This window comes from Terriglobales bacterium, from assembly GCA_035624475.1.
GTDB lineage: Bacteria > Acidobacteriota > Terriglobia > Terriglobales > Acidobacteriaceae > DASPRL01.
In genome coordinates this window covers 1-22931 of sequence record DASPRL010000231.1, presented here as the reverse complement: position 1 = coordinate 22931, position 22931 = coordinate 1, and the positions used below count along the sequence as shown (strand labels likewise).

Sequence of the window (22931 nt, the reverse complement as noted above, 5' to 3'; positions counted from 1 at the left end):
CCAGCCGCACGTTCTGCCCCTTCTTGCCGATCGCCAGCGAGAGCTGCGAGTCGTCGACGATGACCTCGAGGTGCTTGTCGGCTGCGTCGACCACCGAGACGCGGCTCACTTTCGCCGGCTGCAGCGCCTTCTCCGCGAACGTCACCGGGTCTTCGTGGTACTCGATGATGTCGATCTTCTCGCCGCGCAGCTCGCGGATGATGGACTGCACCCGCATACCCTTCATGCCGACGCACGCGCCGACCGAGTCCACGTCCTTGTCCTTCGACATCACCGCGATCTTGGTGCGCTCGCCTGCCTCGCGCGCGATCGCCCGGATGACCACCGTGCCGTCGTAGATCTCCGGCACCTCGGTCTGGAAGAGGTGCTGCACCAGCTCGGGGGCCGCCCGCGAGACCACCAGCGCCGGGCCCTTGGCGGCCTTCTCCACCCGCGCGATCACCACCCGCACGCGCTCCCCGATGGCGAACGACTCCAGCCGCGACTGCTCCTTGCGCGGCATGCGCGCCTCCGCCTTGCCCACCTCGAAGATCACGTCCGGACCTTCCACCCGCTTCACCGCCGCGGTCACGATCTCGCCCAGCCGCCCGATGTACTCGTTGTAGACGGTGTCGCGCTCCGCCTCCCGCACCTTCTGGAAGATGACCTGCTTGGCCATCTGCGCCGCGATCCGACCCAGCACCTCGGTGGGCTTGTAGAAGCGCACCTCACCCCCGACCTCGACGTTGGGGTCGACCTTGCGGGCCTCGGCCAGCGGGATCTGCAGGTTGGCGTCCTCCACCTGCTCCGGGGCCTCCACCACTGCCTTGACCGCGAAGGCCTTGATCTGCCCCGTCTCCTTGTCCAGCTCCGCCTTCAGGTTCTCCTGGCTCTTGTAGTACTTGCGGGTGGCGATGACGATGGCATCCTCCACCGCGCTCACCACGATCTGGGGGTCGATCCCCTTCTCTCGGCTCAAGGCGTCGATCTGTTGGTACAGCAGGCTCGCCATAATTCCCTACCGATCTATGATTGCGGGTCCTGTTCTTGGTCGTTAGTCGTTAGTCGGTGGCCGATCGTCCTTCGCTACCAGCTGCTCGCTACCATCTACCTTCTTCTAAAACTCCGGAACCAGGTTCGCTTTCTCGACATTCGCCAGCTCGATCTCGACTTGCGGTCCCGGCGTCGCTTCGGACGCCTTCCTGCCTTTTTCCTTTTGCCGTTTGCCTTCGAGGCTCAGCACGAGCCGTCCCTCCCCGAAGCGCTCCAGTCTTCCCTCGAAAAAGCGATTGCCGTTCACCGGCTCGCGCGTCATCAGCTTCACGCGGCGGCCGAGGAAGCGTTCGAAGTCCGCCGCCCTCGCCAGCTTCCGGTCCAGCCCCGGCGACGACACCTCCAGGGTGTAGGAGCCGCCCGGCACCGCGTCCTCGACGTCCAGGATCGTGCCCGCCTCGCGGCTGAGCGCGGCGCAATCCTCGTGGCTCACGCCCCCGGGCCGGTCGATCACGATGCGCAGCAGGCGCGACTTGCCGCCGCCCCGCAGCTCCACTTCCACCGCTTCCAGCCCCAGGCCGGCCGCTACCCGGTCCACGACTTCCCGAATGTGCTCCAGGTCCGCAGCCATCCCTGCTGACTCCCGACCCTGACTCCCGACAACTGCTCAAATAAAAAGTGGGCTCGCGCCCACTGGTGTGTTTCGCCAGTACCGCTCACTCCAAGTTCTTACTATACGCCCCCGGTGCCCGAATTACAAACTCGCTCCGCCGTCCGCAAGTGCTTGACCTGGAAGGAGTCTTTGCCGGGTGGGCGGAGGCGGAGATATCCTGGAGCCTGCGGAAGTGAGACGCGCGCCGCCCTCCTCGCCCGCCGCTACTTGCGCCGCTTGCGGCGGCGCGCCACCTCGGCCCCGTACAGCCCCAGCAGGGCGTGCATCGGGCGTCCGTAGATCGCGGCCAGCGAGGCCAGGCGATAGATGTGGGGCACGCGGCCCCGCGCCTCCAGCTCCGAAAGCGAGTTCAGCGAAAGTTCGTAGTCCGGGTTGCGCTGCTTGCGGGCGACCACGCGGCTGCGCGCCAGCACATCGCGCATGGTCATTCCCAACCCTTCCCGCAAGCGGCGAAGCGCTCTCCCGGCCTTGGGGACCCTGGTTATCATCCGTTGGATGGTACGATGCGGCTTGGACACAGTACGCCCTCCGGCCTTTCGGCACAAGGGGGAATTTCGACAAAGTGCCCCCCGGGCCAGTCAAGCACGGCCAAGGCGAACCGTGTCGCATTGCGCAGAAGATTTCCGGATTCGGAACATGGCCCCCGCACCCGATCCCCGCTTCCGCGACCCCATCACCGCCCGCCTGGCCGGCTTCCTGACCTCCATCGGCCTGGAGGTGGAGCCCGCCCAGCTTCCCTCCACCACCTTCCTCCCCGGATTGATGATCCGCGCCGGCAAACTGCTGGTGGACGAGTCCCGGCTCAGCTATCCCGGCGACCTGCTGCACGAGGCCGGACATCTAGCCCTGCTGCCCCGCGCGCGGCGCGCCCACTGCGACGACAACGCCGGCGCCGATGGGGGCATGGAGATGGCCGCCATCGCCTGGTCCTACGCCGCCATCCTGCACCTGGAGATGGACCCGGCCATCGTCTTCCACCCCGCCGGCTACAAGGGCGGCGCCCAGGCCATCCTCGACAACTTCGCCCAGCGCCGCTATGTCGGCGTGCCCGTCCTGGAGTGGCTGGAGATGACCGCCGATGGCAAGCGCGCCGCTGCCCTCGCCGTCCCGCCCTTCCCTCATATGCTGAAGTGGGTGAATGACAGGGAGTGACTTGGTCTTCGGCCGGTCTCTTACAAACATCCCGAGCGTGGCGAGGGACCCCTATAGCCAAGACAGTCGTTGGTCGTTAGTCGTTGGTCCCTTCGGCATTCGCCTCAGGGCAGGCTAAGAACGGGCCGCCCAGACCCGTGTGGCACAGCCGCCTCGACCCGTGTGGCACAGCCGACCCGGCTGTGCTCTTAGGTCCTGCTATCCACTATTCACTATCCACTGCTCCGCCCGCCCCTCGGGATGGCGTCATGCTGGGCGGGCCTTCGGCCCGCGAAGCATCTCGCGCGCAGCATCGGAATCTCCTCTCTGGGAGTCGTTGGCCTGCGACAACCGACGGCGATTCGCCAACGACCAACGACGAACGACCAACGACTCTGGAGGCCAAGCCATGATCCGGGTCACAGTAGGGCTCCCTCGCTCCGCTCGGGATGTCTTTAAGAGCCCAGCCGACGACCGAGAGCCCAGGACCGACGGCCCTGGCCTCAGGCAGGAAGAAGATCCCGGTGCTGCCCGCGAGGTGCTTCGCGGCCCGGAGGGCCGCTCAGCATGACGCCTGGAAGCATTTGTGTGGCGATAGGGTTCCCTCTCCCGCTGCGCGGGATCGGGATGTTTCTTTGGGACCTGCTGACGTCTGACGTCCGACGTCTGACGTCTGTTCGAGGTGCTGAATGCTAGAATATCCAATGGTCATCCTACCCAGCGAGAGTTCCCAGTCATGATCCACTTTCCCGTACCGGAAGCCCTGACTTTCGACGACGTGCTGTTGCTGCCGGCGCGCAGCGACGTGGTGCCCGCCACCGTGGACACGCGCACCCGCCTCACCCGCAACATCACCCTGAACATCCCGGTGGTCAGCGCCGCCATGGACACGGTGACCGAGGCCCCCATGGCCATCGCCATCGCCCAGCAGGGCGGGCTGGGCATCGTCCACCGCAACCTCTCCATCGAGCAGCAGGCCGCCGAGGTGGACAAGGTGAAGCGCTCGGAGAGCGGCATGATCGTGGATCCCATCACCATGTCGCCCGAGGACAAGATCGCCGACGCCATGGAGGTCATGCGCAAGTACCGCATCTCCGGCGTCCCCATCACCAAGAACAAGAAGCTGGTGGGCATCCTCACCAACCGCGACCTGCGCTTCGAGACCCGCACCGACATCCCCATCGCCAAGGTCATGACCAAGGAGAACCTCATCACCGTGCCCGTGGGCACGACGCTCGAGGACGCCGAGGCCATCCTGCACAAGCACCGGGTGGAGAAGCTGCTGGTGGTGGACAAGAACTACAACCTCAAGGGCCTGATCACGGTCAAGGACATCCAGAAGAAGCTGAAGTACCCCAGCGCCTGCAAGGACTCGCACGGGCGGCTGCGGGTGGGCGCGGCCATCGGGGCCACCGGCGACTTCCTGGAGCGCGCCCAGGAGATGGTGAAGGCCAAGGTGGACGTGCTGGCCATCGACAGCGCCCACGGCCACTCCACTCGCGTGCTGGAGGCCATCCAGGCGGTGAAGTCGAAGCTCCCCGAGGTGGAATTGATGGCGGGCAACGTGGGCACCTTCGACGGCGCCTGCGAACTGGTGAAGTGCGGCGCCGACGCCATCAAGGTGGGCATCGGCCCGGGCTCCATCTGCACCACCCGCATCGTCACCGGAGCGGGCGTGCCCCAGATCACCGCCATCGCCGAGGCTTACCGCGCCACCAAGGAAGCGGGCGTGCCCATCATCGCCGACGGCGGCATCAAGTTTTCCGGCGACATCACCAAGGCGCTGGCCGCGGGCGCCAGCGTGGTCATGATCGGCTCGCTGCTGGCCGGCACCGACGAGAGCCCGGGCGAGACCATCCTCTACCAGGGACGCTCCTTCAAGTCCTACCGCGGCATGGGCTCGCTCTCGGCCATGGCCATGGGCTCGAGCGAGCGTTACGCGCAGTCGGTGGAAGAGGGCAACGGCGACGCTTCCACCGCGCTGGTGGAGAACGGCGAGGCCAACCGCCTGGCCAAGCTGGTGCCCGAGGGCATCGAGGGACGCGTGCCCTACCGCGGCCCCTTGGCCACCATGGTGCAGCAACTGGTGGGCGGGCTGCGCTCGGGCATGGGCTACGTGGGCTGCGGCACCATCGCCGAGCTGCAGCAGAAGGCGCGCTTCGTGCGCATCTCGGGAGCGGGACTGCGCGAGAGCCACGTGCACGACGTCATCATCACCCGCGAGGCCCCCAACTATCGCCTGGAGTAAAGGAAAAGAACACTGGCCCGTGTCTGAGTCCGCGACCCACAAGTTCCTGCGCTACTGGCTGCCCGCGCTGCTGTGGCTGAGCCTCATCGCTTCCACCTCCAGCAACGCTTTTTCCTGGGAGAATACGGGCAGCATCCTGGAGTGGCTGCTCTCCGCGCTCTCTCTCCGGCTGAGCGCGGAGCATCTCTACCTGCTCCACTTTTCCATCCGCAAGGCCGCTCACTTCACCGAGTACCTGATCATGAGCTTCCTGTGGTACCGCGCCGGGCAGAGCGGACGGAAGGAGTGGCGGCGCTCCTCGGCGCTGCTGGCGCTGGGAGTGTGCCTGGCGCTGGCCTCTGCGGACGAATACCACCAGACCTTCCTGCTCTCGCGCACCGGCGCCTTCCGCGACGTGCTGCTGGATTTCTCGGGGGCGCTGTGCATGCAGTTGGTGATCGCGTGGCGGGCGCGGCGCACCGCCCCTGCCGCCTGAGGGCGGCCGGCGCTCCTTGACAAAAGAAAAAGCGCATTCCGACGAGCCGGAATGCGCCCGGAAAGGGTGATGGGAGAAGTTACTCTTCCTTCTTCTCCTCGGGCGGCGCAGCCGCTTCCTGCTCGGCCTTGGCCTGGGCCTCGGCTTCTTCCAGGGCCTTCTTGCGCTCCTCGACCTTCTTGGCGCGGACCTCGGCGCGCTTGTGGCGCTTCTCTTCCTGCACCTTCTCGCTGCCCACCAGCTCGACGAAGGCCTTGTCGGCGCCGTCGCCCTTCTGCCAGCCGCTGCGGACGATGCGGGTGTAGCCGCCGGGGCGGTCGCCGACGCGCGGCGCCACCACGTCGAAGAGGCGGTCCACCGCGGCCCGGGTCATGAGATAGCCGAGGGCCAGGCGGCGCGCCGCCAGGTCGCCGCGCTTGCCCAGGGTGATCATCTTGTCCACGTGGGGACGCATGGCCTTGGCCTTGGGGACGGTGGTCTCGATGCGGTCCTCGAGGATGAGCGAGGTCACCAGGTTGCGCAGCAGCGCGCGCCGGTGGGCGGTGTTCCGTCCGAGTTTCCAGCCTGCTTTCAGGTGGCGCATGGTCGTCTCCTAGTGTCCTTCGCCCAGGATGCCGGCGACGGAGGGGCTGCCAGGCACGGCGTTGCCGCGCTCGTCGATCTTCATGCCCAGGCTGAGACCCATGGACGACAGGATCTCCTTGATCTCGTTGAGCGACTTGCGGCCGAAATTCTTGGTCTTGAGCATCTCGGCCTCGGTCTTCTGCACCAGCTCGCCGATGGTCTGGATGTTGGCGTTCTTCAGGCAGTTGTAGCTGCGCACGGAGAGCTCCAGCTCCTCCACCGAGCGATTCAGGTTCTCGTTGCGGATCTCGGGCTTGCGGTCGTCGGAGGCGGCCGCGGTCTCGATCTCCTCCTCGAAGTTGATGAAGATGTTCATGTGGTCCTTGAGCAGCTTGGCGGCCAGGCCGACGGAGTCGGCGGGCGCGATGGAGCCGTTGGTCCACACCTCGAGGGTGAGCTTGTCGTAGTCGGTGATCTGGCCCAGGCGGGCCGCATCCACGATGTAGTTGCACTTGCGCACCGGCGAGTGCACCGAGTCGATGGGGATGAAGCCGATGCCCAGGTCCTCGTCGAAGTTCTTGTCGGCGGCGACGTAGCCGCGGCCGCGCTTGAGCCGCATCTCCATGTCCAGCTTGCCGCCCTCGCTGATGGTGGCCAGGTAGACTTCCTTGTCCAGGATCTCGACGTCACCGTCGGCCTCGATCATGCCCGAGGTCACCACCCCGGGCTTGTCGGCGCGCAGGTAGATGGCCTTGGGGCCTTCCCCGTTGAGCTTGAAGGGCACCTGCTTGAGGTTGAGGATGATGTCGGTGGCGTCCTCGACCACGCCCGGGATGGACTGGAACTCGTGCAGCACGCCCTCGATCTTGACCGCGGTGACCGCCGCTCCCTCGATGGAGGAGAGCAGCACGCGCCGCAGGGCGTTGCCGATGGTGGTGCCGAAGCCCCGCTCGAAGGGCTGGGCATGGAACTTGCCGTACTTGTCGGTCAGGGTCTCGGTGTCAACCGCGAGCCGCTTGGGTTTCTGAAAGCCTTTCCACAACATGGTCATCTTTCTCCTTTTCGGCCCTGTGGCGCGAGGTCACCTCCCGCCGGCCCATCGGCGGGGGCTGCGTGACCAGGGCTGCTCGGGCGCGAATGGCTGGGCTGGTTCACGTTCGTTTACTTGCTGTACAGCTCGACGATCAACTGTTCGTTGACCGGCAGGTTGATGTCTTCGCGCCTGGGCAGGGCCGTGACCCGTCCCTTGAGGTTCTCGCGGTCCAGCTCCAGCCAGGCCGGCAGGGTCTGGTGGCTGGTGAACTCCTGCGCCGAGGCGACCACGGGCAGCTTGCGGCTGCGCTCGCGCAGCGTGATCTCGTCGCCGGGCGCGACCTGGAACGAGGGGATGTTCACGCGCCGCCCGTTCACGTCCACGTGGCCGTGGCGCACCAGCTGGCGCGCCTGGCGCCGGGAGATGCCGAAGCCCAGGCGGTAGACCACGTTGTCGAGCCGGCACTCCAGTTGCTGCAGCAGGACCGCGCCGGTCACGCCTTTGTGGCGCGCCGCCTTCTCGAAGTAGTTGCGGAACTGCCGCTCCAGCGTGAAGTAGATGCGCTTGGTCTTCTGCTTCTCGCGCAACTGCAGACCGTAGCCCACGATCTTGGCCTTGCGGTCCTTGCCGTGCTGGCCGGGAGCGAAATTGCGTTTCTCCACCGGACACTTGTCGGTGAAGCACTTCGGCCCCTTGAGGAACAGCTTCATGCCTTCGCGGCGGCAAAGGCGACAGACTGCGTCTTTGTAGCGTGCCATGTTTCTCCTTCTAGACTTCAGGGTCGATCAGTTTACGGACTGGCCGTCCTTCGTCCTGATCCAACTTCTGTCCTCGGTCGTTGGTCGATGGCCTTCTCGCTTCAGCGTTTCGGCCGAAGGCCGACGATCTCTTCCTAAACTCTCCGCCGCTTGGGCGGGCGGCAGCCGTTGTGCGGCACCGGGGTAGCGTCCTTGATCATGCGCACCTCCAGGCCGGCGGCGGCCAGGGCGCGGATGGCGGACTCGCGTCCCGAACCCGGCCCGCTGACCCGTACCTCCAGGGAGCGCACGCCGTGCTCGCGCGCCTGGTTGGCGGCGTTCATGGCGGCCTGCTGGGCGGCGAAGGGCGTGCCCTTGCGCGACCCGCGGAAACCCAGCGAGCCCGAACTCTTCCACGACAGCACGCGGCCCTCCGGGTCGGCGATGGTGACGATGGTGTTGTTGAACGAGGCCTGGATGTGGGCCACGGCAAAAGGAACGTTCTTGCGCTCCTTCTTCTTGAACTGCTTGCGCTTGCCCTTCTTCTCCGGGGCTGCCGGAGCGCCAGGGGCGGCGCCGGGTGCTGCGGGCGGTGGTGTCGGTTTCGCCATAAATTATGTCTTCGCCGCGGATTTCTTTCTTACGGCCACGGTGCCGCGGCGCGGACCCTTGCGGGTGCGCGCGTTGGTGTGGGTGCGCTGCCCGCGAACGGGCAGGTTGCGGCGGTGCCGATAGCCGCGGTACGACCCGATCTCGATCAGCCGCTTGATGTTCATCTGCACATCCTTGCGCAGGTCGCCCTCCACGTTGCCTTCCTGCTCGATGACCTGGCGGATGCGGTTGACCTCTTCCTCGTTCAGATCCTGGACCTTCTTGGCGCCGTCCACGTTGGCGGCCGCACAGATCCTGCGGGCGCGGGAGTGCCCGATCCCGTAGATGTAGGTGAGTGCGATGACCGCGTGCTTCTGGCGCGGCAGATCCACGCCGGCAATCCGTGCCATAAAAACCGTCCTTGGTCGTTGGTCGTTGGCCGACGGCCAAACTCGCTGGCCGCGCGGCTGCCGTTATCCCTGACGTTGCTTATGCTTCGGGTTTTCGCAGATCACCCGCACCACCCCGCGGCGGTGGATGATCTTGCACTTGTCGCAAACCTTCTTGACCGATGCACGAACCTTCATAAAGTCCCCAGTTCCCGGTTCCCGGTTTCCGGTTACGGACCGGGAGCCGCAATCATTTGTAGCGATACACGATCCGTCCGCGGGTCAGGTCGTAGGGGGAAAGCTCCACCGCGACCTTGTCGCCGGGAAGGATGCGAATGAAGTTCTTGCGCATGCGCCCGGATACGTGCGCCAGGACCTGGTGTTTGTTCTCCAGTTCCACCCGGAACATGGCATTGGGCAACGGCTCGATCACCGTGGCCATGACTTCAATCGCGTCCTCTTTGCTCATTCAACTCCTGGAACCGGTTCTCAGTTCCCGGTTCCCTACTCCGTCAGAATCACGGGACCATCCTTGGTCACCGCCACGCAGTGCTCGAAGTGGGCGCTGAAGCTGCCGTCCTCGGTCACCGCCGTCCAATTGTCGTCCAGCACGCGGGAGCCCGGCCTGCCGGCGTTGACCATGGGCTCGATGGCGAGCACCATGCCCTCCTGCAGCCGCGCCCCATGTCCCGGCAGGCCGAAGTTGGGCACCTGCGGGTCCTCGTGCAGCTTGGTGCCGATGCCGTGGCCCACGAACTCGCGCACCACGCTGAAGCCGTTGGCTTCCACCAGCTCCTGCACCGCCGAGCCCAGGTCGCCGACGGTGTTGCCGACGCGCGCCTTGTCGATGGCCCGGTAGAGCGAGGCCCGAGTGATCTCCAGCAACTTCTCCACCTCCGCCGTGGGCTGGCCCACGGCCACGGTGACGGCGGCGTCGCCGTAGTAGCCGTCGAGCACCACCCCGCAGTCGATGGAGACGATGTCCCCGGCCTTGAGCAGCCGCCGCTCGGAGGGGATGCCGTGCACGATCTCCTGGTTCACCGATGTGCAAAGAACGCAGGGGTAATTCAAGTACCCCTTGAACGCGGGCTTGGCCCCGAGTTCCCGGATCTTCTTCTCCGCGGCGCGCTCCAGTTCCATGGTGGAGACGCCGGGCTGGGCCATGCCAGCCACCAGGTCCAGGACCTGGCGCACGATGCGCCCGCTGCGGCGCATGCGCTCGATCTCCGACGGCGACTTACAGACGATCGCCATGCTCGATCGCCTGGAAGGCCTCGGCCGTGACCTGCTCCACCGGCCTCGCGCCGTCCAACTGCCGCAGCCGCCCCTGGCGACGGTAATAGTCGGTCAGGGGCAGGGTCTGCCGCTCGTACGTCTTCAGGCGCTCCGCAATCACTTCCTCCGTGTCGTCCTTGCGCACAAGGAGTCTGCTGCCGTCGACGTCACAGGTGTCGGCGACGCGAGGAGGCTGAAAGTGGATGTTGTAGATGCGTCCGCAGGTGGGACACGAGCGGCGCCCGGCCAACCGTCGCAAGAGCTCATTATATCCCACCGCGATATCCACCACAATCGGGGGGACATGCATCCTGCCTTTGTCAAAGAACTCTGTCTTCAAGAACTTATCCAGCCACTCAGCCTGGGCGATGGTGCGCGGGAAACCGTCCAGGATGAAACCGCGGGCGCAATCCTGCTGCGCCAGCCGGTCCGCCACCATGCCGCAGACCAGCTCGTCGGGCACCAGATCGCCGCGCTCCATCACCGCCTTGGCCTTCCTGCCCAGCTCGGTCGAGCGAGCCACGTTGTCGCGCAGCAGGTCGCCGGTCGAGATCTGGGGGACGCCGTAGCGCTCCACGATCTGCTTGGCCTGCGTGCCCTTGCCCGAGCCCGGCGGCCCCAGCAGGATGATGGGGCCGACCTCGCGGGTCTTCGCGTCCGGCATGCCGGTGGGCGGTGCTGCCATGCGCTCCTCGGAACCGGTCACCAAATGCGCCGCCCGCGAATGCGTCCCTTGGAGGTGAAGCCGTCGTAGTGGCGCATGATGAGTTGCGATTCGACCTGGTTGACCGTGTCCATGGCCACGCCCACCACGATCAGCAAGGAGGTGCCGCCGAAATAGAACTGTACCCCCAGGCCGCCGGTGATCCAGGCAGGCAAGCGCTCGAAGAAGGTGCCGCCCAGCCACCAGGGCAGGTGGTTGAGGTGGATGCCGGTGATCATCCACTCCGGAATGAAGGAGATGAGGATGAGATAGAGGGCGCCCACCAGGGTGATGCGGGTCAGGATCTCGTTGATGTGGTCGGAGGTGCGCTTGCCGGGGCGGATGCCAGGAATGAAGCCCCCGTACTTGCGCATGTTGTCGGCCACCTCGTTGGGGTTGAAGACGATGGACACGTAGAAATAGGCGAAGAAGATGATGCCGATGGCGTAGAGCAAAGTGTAGAGGGGTTCGCCCCAGCGCAGCGCGTCCAGCACCGGGCCGAAGATCTTGCTGTTGTGCAGGAAGTAGCCGGCCGTCTGCGGGAAGGTGAGGATGGAGGAGGCGAAGATGACGGGCATGACGCCGCCGGCGTTCACGCGCAGGGGCAGGAAGGTGGACTGCCCGCCCATGACCTTGCGTCCCACCACGCGCTTGGCGTACTGCACCGGGATGCGGCGCTCGCTGCGCTCCACGAAGACGATGAAGGCCACCACCGCGATCATGCCCACGATCAGGATGATCATGGCCGCCGGGGTGAAGGCGCCCCAGGCCTTGGTGTTGATCTTGTCCCACAGGTCGGCGATGCCGCGGGGCAGGCCCACCACGATGCCGGCGAAGATCAACAGCGACATGCCGTTGCCCACGCCGCGCTCGGTGATCTGCTCGCCCAGCCACATCACGAAGACGCTGCCCGCGGTCAGGGTGATCATGGTCATGAGCACGAAGCCGAGGCCGGGATTGTTGACGTAGCCCTCGCCGCCGCGCTGCAAAGCGTAGGCGATGCCCAGCGACTGCACCGCACTCAGCAGCACGGTGAGGTAGCGCGTCCACTGGGTGATCTTCTTGCGCCCCAGCTCGCCCTCCTTCTGCAGCTTGGCCAGGGGCTCGTACACCACCGTGAGCAACTGCAGGATGATGGAGGCGGTGATGTAGGGCATGATGCCCAGGGCGAAGACGGTGAGGCGGCGCAGGTTGCCGCCGGCGAACAGATCGATGAAGCCGAAGACGGTGCCGCGGCTCTGGTCGAAGAACTGCTCCAGCTTGTCCGCATTGATGCCGGGGGTGGGAATGTGCCCGCCCAAGCGATAGACCGCCAGCAGCGCCATGGTGAAGAGCACGCGCTTGCGCAGGTCGGGGATGCGGAAGATGTTGGTGAACTTCTCGATCATGGCTACGCCTTCGGCTCGGAGGCCCCTCGCTTGGCTCGGGCTTTCGACGGCGGACTCCCGGCGTCGCGTGGCTCGGCCTCACGCCCGCCCAGCGTCTCCACCTTGCCGCCGGCCTTGGTGATCTTCTCCTGGGCCGACTTGGAGAACTTGTGGGCGTGCACGGTGACGGCGGACTTCAATTCCCCGTCGCCCAGGATCTTGTAGGGCTCGCCGGCACGGGCCAGCAGGCCGGCCTGGAGCAGCACCTCCGGGGTCACCGTCTTCTCGCCCAGGGCGGCGATGCGCTCCAGATTGATGATGGCGTACTCCTTGCGGAAGATGTTGACGAAGCCGCGCTTGGGAATGCGGCGGTGCAGGGGCATCTGGCCGCCTTCGAAGCCGCGCATCATGCGCGAGCCGGAGCGGGAGCGCTGGCCCTTGTGGCCGCGGGTCGAAGTCTTGCCCATGCCCGAGCCCATGCCGCGGCCCACGCGCTTGCGCTTCTCCGACGCCTTCCTGGGTGCTCGAATCGTGGACAGGTTCATAAAGTCGACCTCAGCGCAGGATCTCGACCAGGTGCGGGACCTTGTTGACCATGCCGCGGATGGCGGGAGTGTCCTCGCGCTCCACGATCTGGTTCAGATGAGTGAAGCCCAGCCCGCGCACGATCTTCTTGTGCTGGGTGGGGGCGGCGATGGCGGAGCGCACCCACTGGATGCGGAGGGTGGCCTTCTTACCGGCTGTTGTTTGCGCGCTCATGGCTCAGAGTTCCTCCAGGGGCTTGCCGCGCAGGGCGGCGACCTCGCCGCGATCGCGCAGCTTGCGCAGGGCGTCGAAGGTGGCCTTGACCACGTTGTGCGGGTTGGCGGTGCCGATGGACTTGGTGAGCACGTTCTGCACCCCCGCCGAGGTCATGACCGCGCGCACCGCCCCGCCCGCGATCACGCCCGTGCCCTCGGGGGCGGGCTTGAGCAGCACCATGCCGGAGCCGAAGCGTCCCAGCACGGTGTGCGGGATGGTGGTCTGGGTGAGGTTCACCCGGATGAGGTTCTTCTTGGCAGCTTCGATCCCCTTGCGGATGGCCTGGGGCACCTCGCGGGCCTTGCCCGCGCCGTAGCCCACCACCGCGGCGGCGGGGTCGCCCACCACCACCAGGGCGGCGAAGGAGAGGTTCTTGCCTCCCTTGACCACCTTGGTGACGCGGTTGATGGCGACCACCTGGTCCTTGAGCTGGAAGCTGCCTGCGTCGATCCGTTTCTTCACAGTTGGCATCGTTGCACTCGAATCCTGTTTGGCTAGAACTGCAAACCTGCCTCGCGGGCGGAGTCGGCCAGGGCCTTGACCCGTCCATGATAGAGATAGCCGCCGCGGTCGAACACCACCTTGGTCACGCCCTTCTGCTTGGCGCGGTCGGCGATCCTCTTGCCTACTTCCTTGGCGGCGGCGACGTTGCCGCCCACGCGCTTGGCGCCCTTGCCACCCCCCTCGGCGCTGTTGGCCGAGACCAGGGTGATGCCCTGCATGTCGTCGATGAGCTGGGCGTAGATGTGGTTCAGGGAACGGTAGACGCTCAGCCGCGGGCGCTCCGCCGTGCCCAGGATCTTGGAGCGGATGCGCTCGTGGATGCGTTGCCGGGTCTGGTTCTTCGAAAGTCGTGTCAGCATACTCTCTTCTCTTCCACGTTTCCTCAGGGCCGAGCCCTGAAGGTTCTCGTTTCTTACCGATCCCTCGCTACGCTCGGGATGATCGCGCCGGGCTCAGACGCAAACGCGATCATTTCGCCCCCGTCTTGCCGACCTTCTTCTTGAGGCGCTCGCCGGCATAGCGCACGCCCTTGTTCTTGTAGGGGTCGGGGGGGCGCAGGCCGCGCATCTCGGCGGCTACCTGCCCCACCTTCTGCCGGTCCACGCCGGTGAGGGTGAGGCGGGTCTGCTTGGCGTCCACGGTCACGTCGATGCCGGAGGGCAGCGGGTACTCGATGGGATGCGAGTAGCCCAGGCTGAAGACCACGATGCCCTTGCCCTTCATCTCGGCGCGATAGCCGATGCCGACGATCTCCAGTTCGCGGGTCCAGCCCTTGGTGACGCCCTCGACGGCGTTGTTGACCAGGGCGCGCGCCAGCCCGTGCACGGCGGCCTGGGAATCGTTCTCGCGGGTCGCCACCAGGTTGCCGTCCTTCTGCTCCATGCGGACACCCTGGGGCAGGCGGGTCTCCAGCTTGCCCTTGGGGCCCTGCACCGCCACCACGTTACCCTGCAGGCTGACCTGCACGCCCTTGGGGATCGCAATCGGTTTCTTGCCAATTCTCGACATGACTTCAGCCTCGTCCCGCTACCAGATCTCGCAGAGCACTTCGCCTCCCACGCCTTCCTTGCGGGCGCGGCGGCCGGTCATCACGCCCTTGGGCGTGGTCAGGATGTTGATGCCCAAGCCGCCCAGCACGCGCGGGATCTCGTTGCGCCCCACGTAGACGCGGCAGCCGGGCCGGGAGACGCGCATCAGGCTGCTGATGGCGGCCTCGTCGTTGGGCCCGTACTTCAGGTAGAGGCGCACGACCTTGTGCCCGCCCTCCTCCACCGCCTTGAAGTTGGTGATGTAGCCCTCCTCCTTGAGGATGCGGGCGATCTCCAGCTTCAGCCGGGAAGCGGGAACATCCAGCTTCTGGTGCCTGGCCTTGATCGCATTGCGGATGCGGGCCAGGAAATCTGCGACCGGATCGGTCAAATTCATCGTCAACATCTCCTTGCGCCGCCCGTTCGCCCCGGCGAGCCGGGGAACCTGCGGCGGCGGTGAAACCAGTTACCAGTTGCTAGTTTCTCGTTTCCAGTTTCTGGAACGAGAAACCCCTTGCTACCAGGACGACTTGGAAACCCCGGGGATCTCGCCGCGCAAGGCCAGCCCGCGGAAACAGAGGCGGCAGATGCCGAACTTGCGTAGGTAGCCGCGCGGGCGCCCGCACAGGCTGCAGCGGTTGTGCCGCCGCGACGTGAACTTGGGTTTCCGTTTGTCCTTGACTCGCTTTGCTGTGGTTGCCATGCGTCGTTTTTCCTTGTTCCGGATGCCTTACTGGGGCCGGAAGGGCATGCCCAACTGCTTGAGCAGGGCGCGCGCTTCGTGGTCGCTCTTGGCCGTGGTCACGATGGTGACGTTCATGCCCTTCATCTTGTCCACCTTGGCATAGTCGATCTCCGGGAAGATCAACTGGTCGTGCAGGCCCAGGGTGTAGTTGCCGCGGCCGTCGAAGGAGCGGGTGGAAACGCCCTTGAAGTCGCGCACCCGGGGCAGGGCCACGTTGACCAGGCGATCGAAGAACTCGTACATGCGGTCGCCGCGCAGCGTGACCATGGCGCCGATGGGCATGCCGGCGCGCACCTTGAAGGCGGCGATGGATTTTTTGGCGCGCGTGACCACCGGCTTCTGGCCGGTGACCTGGCCCAGCTCCTGGACCGCCGGGTCCAGCACCTTGGCGTTCTGGGTGGCCTCGCCCACGCCCATGTTGACCACGATCTTGTGCAGCCGCGGCACCGCCATGGGGTTCTTGAGCTCGAACTCCTTCATGAGCGCGGGCGCGACCTCCTTCTCGAACTTGACGCGCAGGCGCGCCCCGCCCTTCACCCCGGCCTGGGGCCGGCCTTCGGGCTGCTTGGCTTCCGCCTGTTTCGCTTCCGCTTTCGGTTTCGCCATAACTCTAGAATCCTGTCGTCGGTCGTCGGCCGTCGGTCGTCGGCCAGGACCTTGTGTTATTTATCCAAAGTACTTCCGCAGCGGTGGCAGATGCGCACCTTGCGGTCGCCGCGCACCTCGTGGCGGATGCGCACCGGCCCGCAACTGGGGCAGAGCAGCATCACGCTGGAGATGGAGATGGGACTCTCCTGCTCGGCGATGCCGCCCTTGATGTTCTTCTGCGGGTTGGGGCGCACGTGCTTCTTGACCATCTTGATGTGCTCGACCAGCAGCGTGCCCTCGTGGGGGAAGACGCGCAGCACGCGGCCCTCGCGGCCCTTGCCGCGGCCGGCGATGACCCGCACCGTGTCGTTGCGCCGAATATCCACTTGCGCGCTCATGGCTAGAGCACCTCCGGGGCCAGGGAAACGATCTTCAGGAACCTCTTCTCGCGCAGCTCGCGGGCCACCGGCCCGAAGACGCGGGTGCCGACGGGCTCGCCGGTATCGTTGATGAGCACGGCGGCGTTCTGGTCGAAGCGGATGTAGGTGCCGTCGCGGCGGCGGTGCTCCTTGCGGGTGCGCACGATGACCGCCTTGACCACCTTGCCCTTGGGCACCTGGCTGTCGGGAGCGGCCTCCTTGACGCTGGCCGTGACCACGTCGCCCAGGCCGGCGCGCAACCCGGTGTGCCCGCCCAGCGGCAGGATCATCTGCAGCTTGCGGGCGCCGGAGTTGTCCGCCACCTCCAGCATGCTTCTCATCATCACCGACATAGCTTCGTTCTCCGTTCTTCCCCGGGCCTAGTTCGCCTGGGTCTCCTCGACCTGGGGCACCAGGGCGGCCTTGCGGATGATCTCCGTGAGGCGCCAGCGCTTGAGCCGGGAAAGCGGCCGGGTCTCTTCGATCCGGACCACGTCGCCCACGTGGGCCAGGCCCTTCTCGTCGTGGGCATAGAACTTCTTGGAGCGCGAGACCACGCGGCGGTACAGGGGATGCGCCTTCTGGCGCGTGACCTCGACCACGATGGTCTTCTGCATCTTGGTGGAGACGACCTCGCCGACTTTGCTGTTGCGGCGGGAGACGGCCGAGTTGGAAGTGTTGGTCTCAGGCATCGCTTATCGCTTCTCCGTGGCGGCCGCCTTGCGGGACGCGCTCTTGGGGGCCTCGCCGGCCAGTTGCTGCTCGCGCATGATGGTCTTCACGCGCGCCAGGTCCTTGCGCAGGCCGCGGATCTTCTTTAGGCTCTCCGTCTGGCCCATCTGCATCTGGAACTTCAGGCGGAAGAGCTGGTCGTGGAGCTCGCGCTCCTGGTGCTGCAGCTCGACGTCGGTCAGGTTGCGAATCTTTTCCGGTTTCATGCTTCCATCCCTTACATCGCCATGTGCCGCGACACCAGCTTGGTGCGCAGCGAGAGCTTGTGCGAGGCCAGGCGCATGGCTTCGGAGGCCTCCTGCTCGGTGACCCCTTCCATCTCGAAGAGGATCTTGCCGGGGCGAACGACCGCGACCCAGTGGTCAGGGGCGCCCTTGCCCTTGCCCATACGGGTCTCGGCGGGCTTCTTGGTCACCGGCTTGTCGGGGAAGATGCGGATCCACACCTTGCCGCCGCGCTTGATGAAGCGGGTGATGGCCACACGGCTGGCCTCGATCTGCCGGTCGGTGATCCAGCCGGGCTCCAGCACCTTCAAGCCGTAGTCGCCGAAGGCGAGCTGGCTCGAGCGCCAGGCCTTGCCGCGCATGCGACCGCGCTGTTGCTTGCGGTACTTGACTTTCTTGGGCATCAACATAGCAAAGTTCCCAGTTCCCGGTTCTCAGTTCCCGGTTGAAATCTAAAAGGCTCCCGAGGCCGGCGCCGCCTGGCCTTCGCGCTTCTTGGCGGGCAGGATCTCGCCGCGGTAGACCCAGCACTTCACCCCGATGACGCCGTAGGTGGTGCGGGCCTCGGAAAAGCCGTAATCGATGTCGGCGCGCAGAGTGTGCAGCGGCAGCCGCCCCTGCAGGTACCACTCCGAGCGCGCGATCTCGTTGCCGTTCAGGCGGCCGCTCACCCGCACCTTGATGCCCTTGCAGCCGAAGCGCAGGGCCGAGTCCACCGCCTTGCGCATGGCGCGGCGGAAGCCCACCCGCTTCTCCAGTTGCAGGGCGATGGATTCGGAGACCAGCTGCGCGTCCAGCTCGGGCTTGTGCACCTCCTGGATGTCCACGTGGACCTCGCGGTTGGTGCGCTTCTGCAGTTCGCCCTTGAGCTTGTCGATCTCCGCGCCCTTGCGCCCGATGATGATGCCGGGACGGGCGGTGCGGATGATGATGCGCAGCTTGTTGCCGGGCCGCTCGATCTCGATGGAGCTGACGCCCGCCGACTTCAGCTTCTCCAGCAGTTCGCCCTTCAGCTTCACGTCCTCGTAGAGCAGCTTGTCGTAGTCGCGGTCCACGAACCAGCGCGACTTCCAGGGCTTGGTGTAGCCCAGGCGGAAGCCGTAGGGATGTACCTTTTGTCCCATAACCTCTCCTATTTCCTCGCAGCCTTCTTGCCTGCCGGCTTCTTGCCGGCGGTGTGACCCTTCGCTTTCTTCGCGGGAGCGGCGGGCTGGGCCGCCGACTCCTCGCCCACCACCGTGGCCATCTCCTCGCCTGCGGGCTTGCGCTCGGCCAGGGCGATCTCGATGTGGGCCATGCGCCGCTGGTAGCGGTAGGCACGGCCCATGGGGGCGGGGCGGATGCGCTTCATGCGCGGCCCGTCGTTGGCCACCGCGCGCTTCACGTAGAGGTTGTCCACGTCCACGTCGACGCCTTTTTCCTGGCTCAGGTAGCTGGCGTTCTCCACCGCCGAGCGCAGCAGCTTCTGCACGTCCTCGGCGCAGCCCTTGCGGGTGAAGGCCAGGGTGTTCATGGCGTCTTCCACGCGCCGGCCCTTGATCAGGTTCAGCACCAGGCGCACCTTCTGCGGCGACATCCGCATGTATCGCGCTTCTGCTCTAAACTCCATGATCTCTTACTCCTTGCCCTTGGGCGCCGGGGCCGCCGGAGCCGCGCCGGCCGCGGGAGCCGCCGCCGGGGTCGAGGGGATGATCTGCCCGGGCATGCGCCCGGGCGCCGCGGTGGCCGCGACCTCGGTGGCCGCCTTCATGGCGTGCGCCTTGAAGATGCGGGTGTGGCTGAACTCGCCCAGCTTGTGCCCCACCATGTTCTCGGTGACGTACACCGGGATGAACTTCTTACCGTTGTGCACGGCGATGGTGTGGCCCACCATCTCGGGGTGGATGGTGGAGCGGCGCGACCAGGTGCGAATCACCTTCTTCTCGTTGCGCCGGTTCATCTCCTCGATCCTGTTGAGGAGGTACAGGTCGGCGAACGGACCCTTCTTGGTTGAGCGAGCCATGCCTACTTCCTCCGGCCGACGATGAACTTGTCGGTCCGCTTGTTGTTGCGGGTCTTGTAGCCGCGGGTGGGCTGGCCCCAGGGGGTGACGGGGTGCCGCCCGCCCGAGGTCTTGCCTTCGCCGCCGCCGTGGGGATGGTCCACGGGATTCATGACCACGCCGCGGTTGGTGGGCCGGATGCCCAGCCAGCGCGTGCGCCCGGCCTTGCCGATGGAGATGTTCTCGTGATCGAGGTTGCCGACCTGGCCGATGGTGGCCATGCAGTCGAGCGCCACTTTGCGGGTCTCGCCGGAAGGCAGCTTGACCAGGGCCCAGTCACCCTCCTTGGCCACCAACTGAGCGGCGCCGCCGGCGGAGCGCACCATCTGCGCGCCCTTGCCGGCCCGCAGTTCGATGTTGTGGATGGTGGTGCCGGGAGGGATGTTGCGCAGGGGCAGGGCGTTGCCCACCAGGATGTCGGCCTCGGGGCCGCTCATGATCTTCTGCCCCACCTGCAGGCCCAGGGGCTGCAGGATGTAGCGCTTCTCGCCGTCGGCGTAGTGCAGCAGAGCGATGCGGGCGGAGCGGTTGGGATCGTACTCGATGGAGGCCACGGTGGCGGGCACGCCGACCTTGTCGCGCTTGAAGTCGATGATGCGGATTTTGCGCTTGTGGCCGCCGCCGCGGTGCCAGATGGTGATGTCGCCCTTATTGCGGCGGCCCCCGGTGCGCATCTTGGCCTCGGTCAGCGGCTTGTGCGGCCGGTTGGTGGTGAGGTCTTCGCTGGTCACCCGCGTCTGGAAGCGCAGGGTCTCGGTCACCGGTCTGTAGGTTTTGATCGCCATAAGTTAGCTCTTAGCCTTTAGCTCTCAGCCAAACTGCCATCACATGTTCTGAGCGTATTCGGGCATCTTCTCGCCCGCCTTCAGCCGCACGTACGCCTTCTTCCAATCGCGGCGATAGCCGGCGAACTGTCCCCGGCGCCGCTCCTTGCCCACGAAGGTGGCGGTGCGCACCGAATCCACCTTCACCTTGAAGATGGTCTGCACCGCTTCCTTGATCTCGGTTTTGGTGGCCTTGGAGGCGACCTCGAAGACCAGCGTGCCCTGGGTCTCCTTCACCCCCAGCCCCTTCTCGGTGATGAGGGGGCGGCGCAGGATCTGGTAGGCGGATTTCATCGCGCCACCTCCGCGCGGCGGCGGCCCGCCGTCGCCTTCAGCGAATCCTGCAGCTTCTCCAGCGCGGGCTTGGCGAAGATGGCGCGGTCGTAGCGCAGCAGGTGATAGGGATGCACCTGGTTGCCGCGCACCAGCTCCACGCCCTCCAGGTTGCGCGCACTGAGCTCGAGGTTGCGGTTCTCCTTGCCGGCCTCGACCAGCAGTGCGGTCTTGTCGACGTGCAGGGCGTCGAGGGCCTTGCGCATCTCCTTGGTCTTGGCTTCCTTGAGCTCGAAGCTCTGCACCACGATGAGCTTGCCGTCGGCCAGCTTGGCGGCCAGGGCGGAGCGCAGCGCGCCCAGCAGCTTCTTGCGCGGGAAGGCGAAGTCATAGGAGCGCGGCTGCGGCCCATGCACGGTGCCGCCGTGGCGCCACAGCGGCGAACGAATGGAGCCCACGCGGGCCCGCCCCGTCCCCTTCTGCCGCCACAGCTTCTTGCCCGCGCCCGAGACCAGCTTGCGGTTCTTGGTGGCGTGGGTGCCGGCGCGGCGGGCGGCCTGGTAGTGGCGCACCGCTTCCCAGAGCAGGCCTTCATTGACCGCTCCGAAGACTTCGTCGGCGAGGTCGAGGCTTCCGACCTTCTTGCCGCTCAGATCGACAACGTCAATTTTCGCCATATGCGTTTCCGTCGCTATTTCTTCGCTGCTGCGCGCTTGGCCGCCTTCAAGGGATCGACGGTGGCCGCGCCCGCGAAGCCGCGGCGCTCGCGCGGCGGCTTGCCGGCCTTGTGGATGACCACGTACCCGCCCTTGGGTCCGGGCACCGCGCCTTCCACCACCAGCAGGTTCTCTTCCTTGTCCACGCCCACGATGCGCAGGTTGCGCACGGTGACCCGGTCCACGCCCATGTGCCCCGACATGCGCATCCCCTTGAAGACGCGCGAGGGGAAAGCGGAGGAGCCGATGGAGCCGGTGATCTGGAACATGGAGCCGTGGGACTTGGGGCCGCCGGCAAAGTGATGGCGCTTGACCACGCCGGCGAAGCCGCGTCCCTTGCTGGTGCCGATCACGTCCACGAACTTCTCGCCCTCGAAGATGCCGACCAGCACCTTGTCCCCGACCTTGTCGGCGGAAGCGCCGTCGCCGCTCTCCACCGGCACCTCGCGCAAGAAGCGCACCGGAGGCAGGTTGTGCTTGGCCAGGTGGCCGCGCTGCGGCTGGGTGAGGCGGGACTCTTTGATGAACTCGATGAGCCCGATCTGGGCGGCCTCGTAGCCGTCCTTGGCCGCGGTCTTGCGCTGCGTGATGACGCAGGGACCGGCCTGCAGCACGGTGACCGGGCGCACGTCGCCCTTGTCGTCGAAGAGCTGCGTCATGCCGACTTTCTTGCCCAGGATTCCGTTGACCATAGTCTTCTCTTCCTCATCATGCCCGCCGCTCAGGGCGGGCACTGCCGGTTACCTCAGATCCTTCGCTCCGCTCAGGATGACCGCGCCGGACTCCCGCTCGGTTCGGCGCCCAGCGCCTCGCCTCGCTCACGCCCGGCGAACGCGGTCACTTGTGTTCCTTCCCGAACGCCTTGATCTCCACGTCCACGCCGGCGGGAAGGTCGAGCTTCATGAGGGCGTCGACGGTCTGCTGCGTGGGCTCGAGGATGTCGAGCAAGCGCTTGTGGGTGCGGATCTCGAACTGCTCGCGCGACTTCTTGTCCACGTGGGGCGAGCGCAGCACACAGTACTTGTTCTTGACCGTGGGCAGGGGGATGGGCCCGGCGATGGTCGCACCCGTGCGCTTCGCCGTCTCCACGATCTCGCCGGTGGACTGGTCGAGCACGCGATAGTCGTACGCCTTCAAGCGAATCCGGATTCTCTCTTTTCCGATCACGTTGTCTGGCCTCAAAGATCTTTCCGGCTAGCGGGCTTGCGCCTCATCTGCCTTGTTGTACCTGCTTCTGCGGGCCTGCGGTCCGCCCGCCCGGACCGGAGGTCCGGGCCTACACGATCCCTATTTCAGGATCTCGGTGATGGTGCCGGCGCCGACGGTGTGGCCGCCCTCGCGGATGGCGAACCGCAACCCCTTCTCCATGGCCACCGGCGTGATCAGCTCGATCTCCAGATTGACGTTGTCTCCCGGCATTACCATCTCCGTGCCCGCCGGCAGCGACGCCACCCCGGTCACGTCCGTCGTCCGGAAGTAGAACTGCGGCCGGTAGCCGGAGAAGAAGGGCGTGTGCCGCCCCCCCTCTTCCTTGGTCAGCACGTAGGTCTCCGCCTTGAACTTGGTGTGCGGCGTGATCGAGCCCGGCTTGGCGATCACCATGCCGCGCTCCACCGCCTCCTTGTCCGTGCCCCGCAGCAAGAGCCCGGCGTTGTCCCCCGCCATGCCCTCGTCCAACTGCTTCTTGAACATCTCCACGCCCGTGACCACCGTCTTCTGGGTGTCGCGGAAGCCCACGATCTCCACTTCCTCGCCCACCTTCACCTTGCCCCGCTCGATGCGGCCGGTCACCACCGTGCCCCGCCCCGAGATCGAGAAGATGTCCTCGATGGGCATCAGGAAGGGCTTGTCCGTCTCCCGCGGCGGCAGCGGAATGTA

The 22931-nt window shown here is 66.1% G+C and carries 37 protein-coding genes and 1 pseudogene; 3 read left to right on the top strand and 35 right to left on the bottom strand.

Going from position 1 to position 22931, the window contains the following annotated elements; translation table 11 throughout:
- From nusA to VEG08_09695, 3 genes are all read right to left on the bottom strand, one after another.
- Window positions 1-991, bottom strand: a 991-nt coding sequence (gene nusA / locus VEG08_09705) for a transcription termination factor NusA (protein HXZ28256.1), incomplete at its 3' end; no start/stop codon positions are given.
- Window positions 992-1096: 105 nt separating this feature from the next.
- On the bottom strand, window positions 1097-1603 hold the full coding sequence (gene rimP / locus VEG08_09700; GenBank protein ID HXZ28255.1) for a ribosome maturation factor RimP: 507 nt from the start codon (window positions 1601-1603) through the stop codon (window positions 1097-1099).
- Window positions 1604-1848: 245 nt separating this feature from the next.
- Window positions 1849-2073 (bottom strand): hypothetical protein, encoded by a 225-nt coding sequence (locus tag VEG08_09695; protein ID HXZ28254.1) that lies wholly within the window; start codon window positions 2071-2073, stop codon window positions 1849-1851.
- 208 nt (window positions 2074-2281) lie between these two features.
- Here VEG08_09695 and VEG08_09690 point away from each other — a divergent pair, with 208 nt between their 5' ends.
- The 3 genes from VEG08_09690 to VEG08_09680 all read left to right on the top strand — a co-directional run bounded on the left by VEG08_09690 (window position 2282) and on the right by VEG08_09680 (window position 5499).
- Entirely contained in the window at window positions 2282-2797 is a 516-nt protein-coding gene (locus tag VEG08_09690; GenBank protein HXZ28253.1) for a hypothetical protein, read from the top strand.
- 715 nt (window positions 2798-3512) lie between these two features.
- A complete protein-coding gene (gene guaB / locus VEG08_09685) occupies window positions 3513-5024 on the top strand; it encodes an IMP dehydrogenase (GenBank protein HXZ28252.1) in 1512 nt (503 codons plus the stop codon).
- Window positions 5025-5043: 19 nt separating this feature from the next.
- A complete protein-coding gene (locus VEG08_09680) occupies window positions 5044-5499 on the top strand; it encodes a VanZ family protein (protein HXZ28251.1) in 456 nt (151 codons plus the stop codon).
- Between the two features lie 79 nt (window positions 5500-5578).
- Here the strand turns inward: VEG08_09680 and rplQ are convergent, their stop codons facing one another.
- The 32 genes and pseudogenes from rplQ to VEG08_09520 form a co-directional block, all read right to left on the bottom strand.
- Window positions 5579-6082 carry a 50S ribosomal protein L17 gene (gene rplQ / locus VEG08_09675; protein HXZ28250.1) on the bottom strand — a complete coding sequence of 168 codons (504 nt, stop codon included), beginning with the start codon at window positions 6080-6082 and terminating at the stop codon, window positions 5579-5581.
- Between the two features lie 9 nt (window positions 6083-6091).
- Entirely contained in the window at window positions 6092-7108 is a 1017-nt protein-coding gene (locus tag VEG08_09670) for a DNA-directed RNA polymerase subunit alpha (protein HXZ28249.1), read from the bottom strand.
- Between the two features lie 116 nt (window positions 7109-7224).
- Complete coding sequence (rpsD, locus tag VEG08_09665) at window positions 7225-7854, bottom strand: 30S ribosomal protein S4 (protein HXZ28248.1); 630 nt, start codon at window positions 7852-7854, stop codon at window positions 7225-7227.
- Window positions 7855-7988: 134 nt separating this feature from the next.
- Window positions 7989-8444: a 30S ribosomal protein S11 gene (gene rpsK, locus VEG08_09660; GenBank protein ID HXZ28247.1), complete on the bottom strand. Its 456-nt coding sequence runs from the start codon at window positions 8442-8444 to the stop codon at window positions 7989-7991.
- 3 nt (window positions 8445-8447) lie between these two features.
- Window positions 8448-8834 carry a 30S ribosomal protein S13 gene (gene rpsM / locus VEG08_09655; protein ID HXZ28246.1) on the bottom strand — a complete coding sequence of 129 codons (387 nt, stop codon included), beginning with the start codon at window positions 8832-8834 and terminating at the stop codon, window positions 8448-8450.
- A gap of 63 nt (window positions 8835-8897) precedes the next feature.
- Entirely contained in the window at window positions 8898-9011 is a 114-nt protein-coding gene (gene rpmJ / locus VEG08_09650; protein HXZ28245.1) for a 50S ribosomal protein L36, read from the bottom strand.
- A 52-nt stretch (window positions 9012-9063) separates the two neighbouring features.
- Window positions 9064-9282, bottom strand: coding sequence for a translation initiation factor IF-1 (gene infA / locus VEG08_09645; GenBank protein HXZ28244.1), 219 nt, complete (start codon window positions 9280-9282; stop codon window positions 9064-9066).
- A 35-nt stretch (window positions 9283-9317) separates the two neighbouring features.
- Window positions 9318-10067 (bottom strand): type I methionyl aminopeptidase, encoded by a 750-nt coding sequence (map, locus tag VEG08_09640; protein HXZ28243.1) that lies wholly within the window; start codon window positions 10065-10067, stop codon window positions 9318-9320.
- The gene (locus tag VEG08_09635; GenBank protein ID HXZ28242.1) at window positions 10051-10773 is read right to left on the bottom strand and encodes an adenylate kinase; all 723 of its coding nucleotides are present in this window, start codon (window positions 10771-10773) and stop codon (window positions 10051-10053) included. Before VEG08_09635 ends, map begins: the two co-directional genes overlap by 17 nt.
- 17 nt (window positions 10774-10790) lie before the next feature.
- Entirely contained in the window at window positions 10791-12179 is a 1389-nt protein-coding gene (gene secY, locus VEG08_09630) for a preprotein translocase subunit SecY (protein HXZ28241.1), read from the bottom strand.
- Between the two features lie 2 nt (window positions 12180-12181).
- Window positions 12182-12703, bottom strand: coding sequence for a 50S ribosomal protein L15 (gene rplO, locus VEG08_09625; protein HXZ28240.1), 522 nt, complete (start codon window positions 12701-12703; stop codon window positions 12182-12184).
- 10 nt (window positions 12704-12713) lie between these two features.
- Window positions 12714-12917 (bottom strand): 50S ribosomal protein L30, encoded by a 204-nt coding sequence (rpmD, locus tag VEG08_09620; protein ID HXZ28239.1) that lies wholly within the window; start codon window positions 12915-12917, stop codon window positions 12714-12716.
- Window positions 12918-12920: 3 nt separating this feature from the next.
- Complete coding sequence (gene rpsE, locus VEG08_09615; protein HXZ28238.1) at window positions 12921-13430, bottom strand: 30S ribosomal protein S5; 510 nt, start codon at window positions 13428-13430, stop codon at window positions 12921-12923.
- A 23-nt stretch (window positions 13431-13453) separates the two neighbouring features.
- Entirely contained in the window at window positions 13454-13822 is a 369-nt protein-coding gene (gene rplR, locus VEG08_09610; GenBank protein HXZ28237.1) for a 50S ribosomal protein L18, read from the bottom strand.
- A gap of 109 nt (window positions 13823-13931) precedes the next feature.
- Entirely contained in the window at window positions 13932-14471 is a 540-nt protein-coding gene (rplF, locus tag VEG08_09605) for a 50S ribosomal protein L6 (protein HXZ28236.1), read from the bottom strand.
- Window positions 14472-14489: 18 nt separating this feature from the next.
- Window positions 14490-14888 (bottom strand): 30S ribosomal protein S8, encoded by a 399-nt coding sequence (gene rpsH, locus VEG08_09600; protein ID HXZ28235.1) that lies wholly within the window; start codon window positions 14886-14888, stop codon window positions 14490-14492.
- Between the two features lie 120 nt (window positions 14889-15008).
- Complete coding sequence (locus VEG08_09595; GenBank protein ID HXZ28234.1) at window positions 15009-15194, bottom strand: type Z 30S ribosomal protein S14; 186 nt, start codon at window positions 15192-15194, stop codon at window positions 15009-15011.
- A gap of 27 nt (window positions 15195-15221) precedes the next feature.
- Complete coding sequence (rplE, locus tag VEG08_09590; protein ID HXZ28233.1) at window positions 15222-15842, bottom strand: 50S ribosomal protein L5; 621 nt, start codon at window positions 15840-15842, stop codon at window positions 15222-15224.
- A 56-nt stretch (window positions 15843-15898) separates the two neighbouring features.
- The gene (gene rplX / locus VEG08_09585; protein HXZ28232.1) at window positions 15899-16222 is read right to left on the bottom strand and encodes a 50S ribosomal protein L24; all 324 of its coding nucleotides are present in this window, start codon (window positions 16220-16222) and stop codon (window positions 15899-15901) included.
- A gap of 2 nt (window positions 16223-16224) precedes the next feature.
- Entirely contained in the window at window positions 16225-16596 is a 372-nt protein-coding gene (gene rplN, locus VEG08_09580; protein HXZ28231.1) for a 50S ribosomal protein L14, read from the bottom strand.
- Window positions 16597-16623: 27 nt separating this feature from the next.
- Window positions 16624-16935: a 30S ribosomal protein S17 gene (gene rpsQ, locus VEG08_09575; GenBank protein ID HXZ28230.1), complete on the bottom strand. Its 312-nt coding sequence runs from the start codon at window positions 16933-16935 to the stop codon at window positions 16624-16626.
- Window positions 16936-16938: 3 nt separating this feature from the next.
- On the bottom strand, window positions 16939-17181 hold the full coding sequence (gene rpmC, locus VEG08_09570; protein ID HXZ28229.1) for a 50S ribosomal protein L29: 243 nt from the start codon (window positions 17179-17181) through the stop codon (window positions 16939-16941).
- Window positions 17182-17192: 11 nt separating this feature from the next.
- The gene (rplP, locus tag VEG08_09565) at window positions 17193-17609 is read right to left on the bottom strand and encodes a 50S ribosomal protein L16 (GenBank protein HXZ28228.1); all 417 of its coding nucleotides are present in this window, start codon (window positions 17607-17609) and stop codon (window positions 17193-17195) included.
- A 42-nt stretch (window positions 17610-17651) separates the two neighbouring features.
- Window positions 17652-18323 (bottom strand): 30S ribosomal protein S3, encoded by a 672-nt coding sequence (rpsC, locus tag VEG08_09560; protein ID HXZ28227.1) that lies wholly within the window; start codon window positions 18321-18323, stop codon window positions 17652-17654.
- Between the two features lie 8 nt (window positions 18324-18331).
- Window positions 18332-18808, bottom strand: a complete 477-nt coding sequence (gene rplV, locus VEG08_09555) for a 50S ribosomal protein L22 (GenBank protein HXZ28226.1) — start codon at window positions 18806-18808, stop codon at window positions 18332-18334.
- A 141-nt stretch (window positions 18809-18949) separates the two neighbouring features.
- Window positions 18950-19201, bottom strand: a pseudogene (rpsS, locus tag VEG08_09550) (30S ribosomal protein S19).
- A 2-nt stretch (window positions 19202-19203) separates the two neighbouring features.
- Complete coding sequence (rplB, locus tag VEG08_09545) at window positions 19204-20025, bottom strand: 50S ribosomal protein L2 (GenBank protein ID HXZ28225.1); 822 nt, start codon at window positions 20023-20025, stop codon at window positions 19204-19206.
- Between the two features lie 39 nt (window positions 20026-20064).
- Window positions 20065-20358 (bottom strand): 50S ribosomal protein L23, encoded by a 294-nt coding sequence (locus VEG08_09540; protein HXZ28224.1) that lies wholly within the window; start codon window positions 20356-20358, stop codon window positions 20065-20067.
- Window positions 20355-21014, bottom strand: coding sequence for a 50S ribosomal protein L4 (gene rplD, locus VEG08_09535; protein HXZ28223.1), 660 nt, complete (start codon window positions 21012-21014; stop codon window positions 20355-20357). Before rplD ends, VEG08_09540 begins: the two co-directional genes overlap by 4 nt.
- A gap of 14 nt (window positions 21015-21028) precedes the next feature.
- A complete protein-coding gene (gene rplC / locus VEG08_09530) occupies window positions 21029-21745 on the bottom strand; it encodes a 50S ribosomal protein L3 (GenBank protein HXZ28222.1) in 717 nt (238 codons plus the stop codon).
- A gap of 145 nt (window positions 21746-21890) precedes the next feature.
- Window positions 21891-22217 (bottom strand): 30S ribosomal protein S10, encoded by a 327-nt coding sequence (gene rpsJ, locus VEG08_09525; GenBank protein HXZ28221.1) that lies wholly within the window; start codon window positions 22215-22217, stop codon window positions 21891-21893.
- Between the two features lie 123 nt (window positions 22218-22340).
- On the bottom strand, window positions 22341-22931 hold a 591-nt coding region (locus VEG08_09520), incomplete at its 5' end, for an EF-Tu/IF-2/RF-3 family GTPase (GenBank protein ID HXZ28220.1).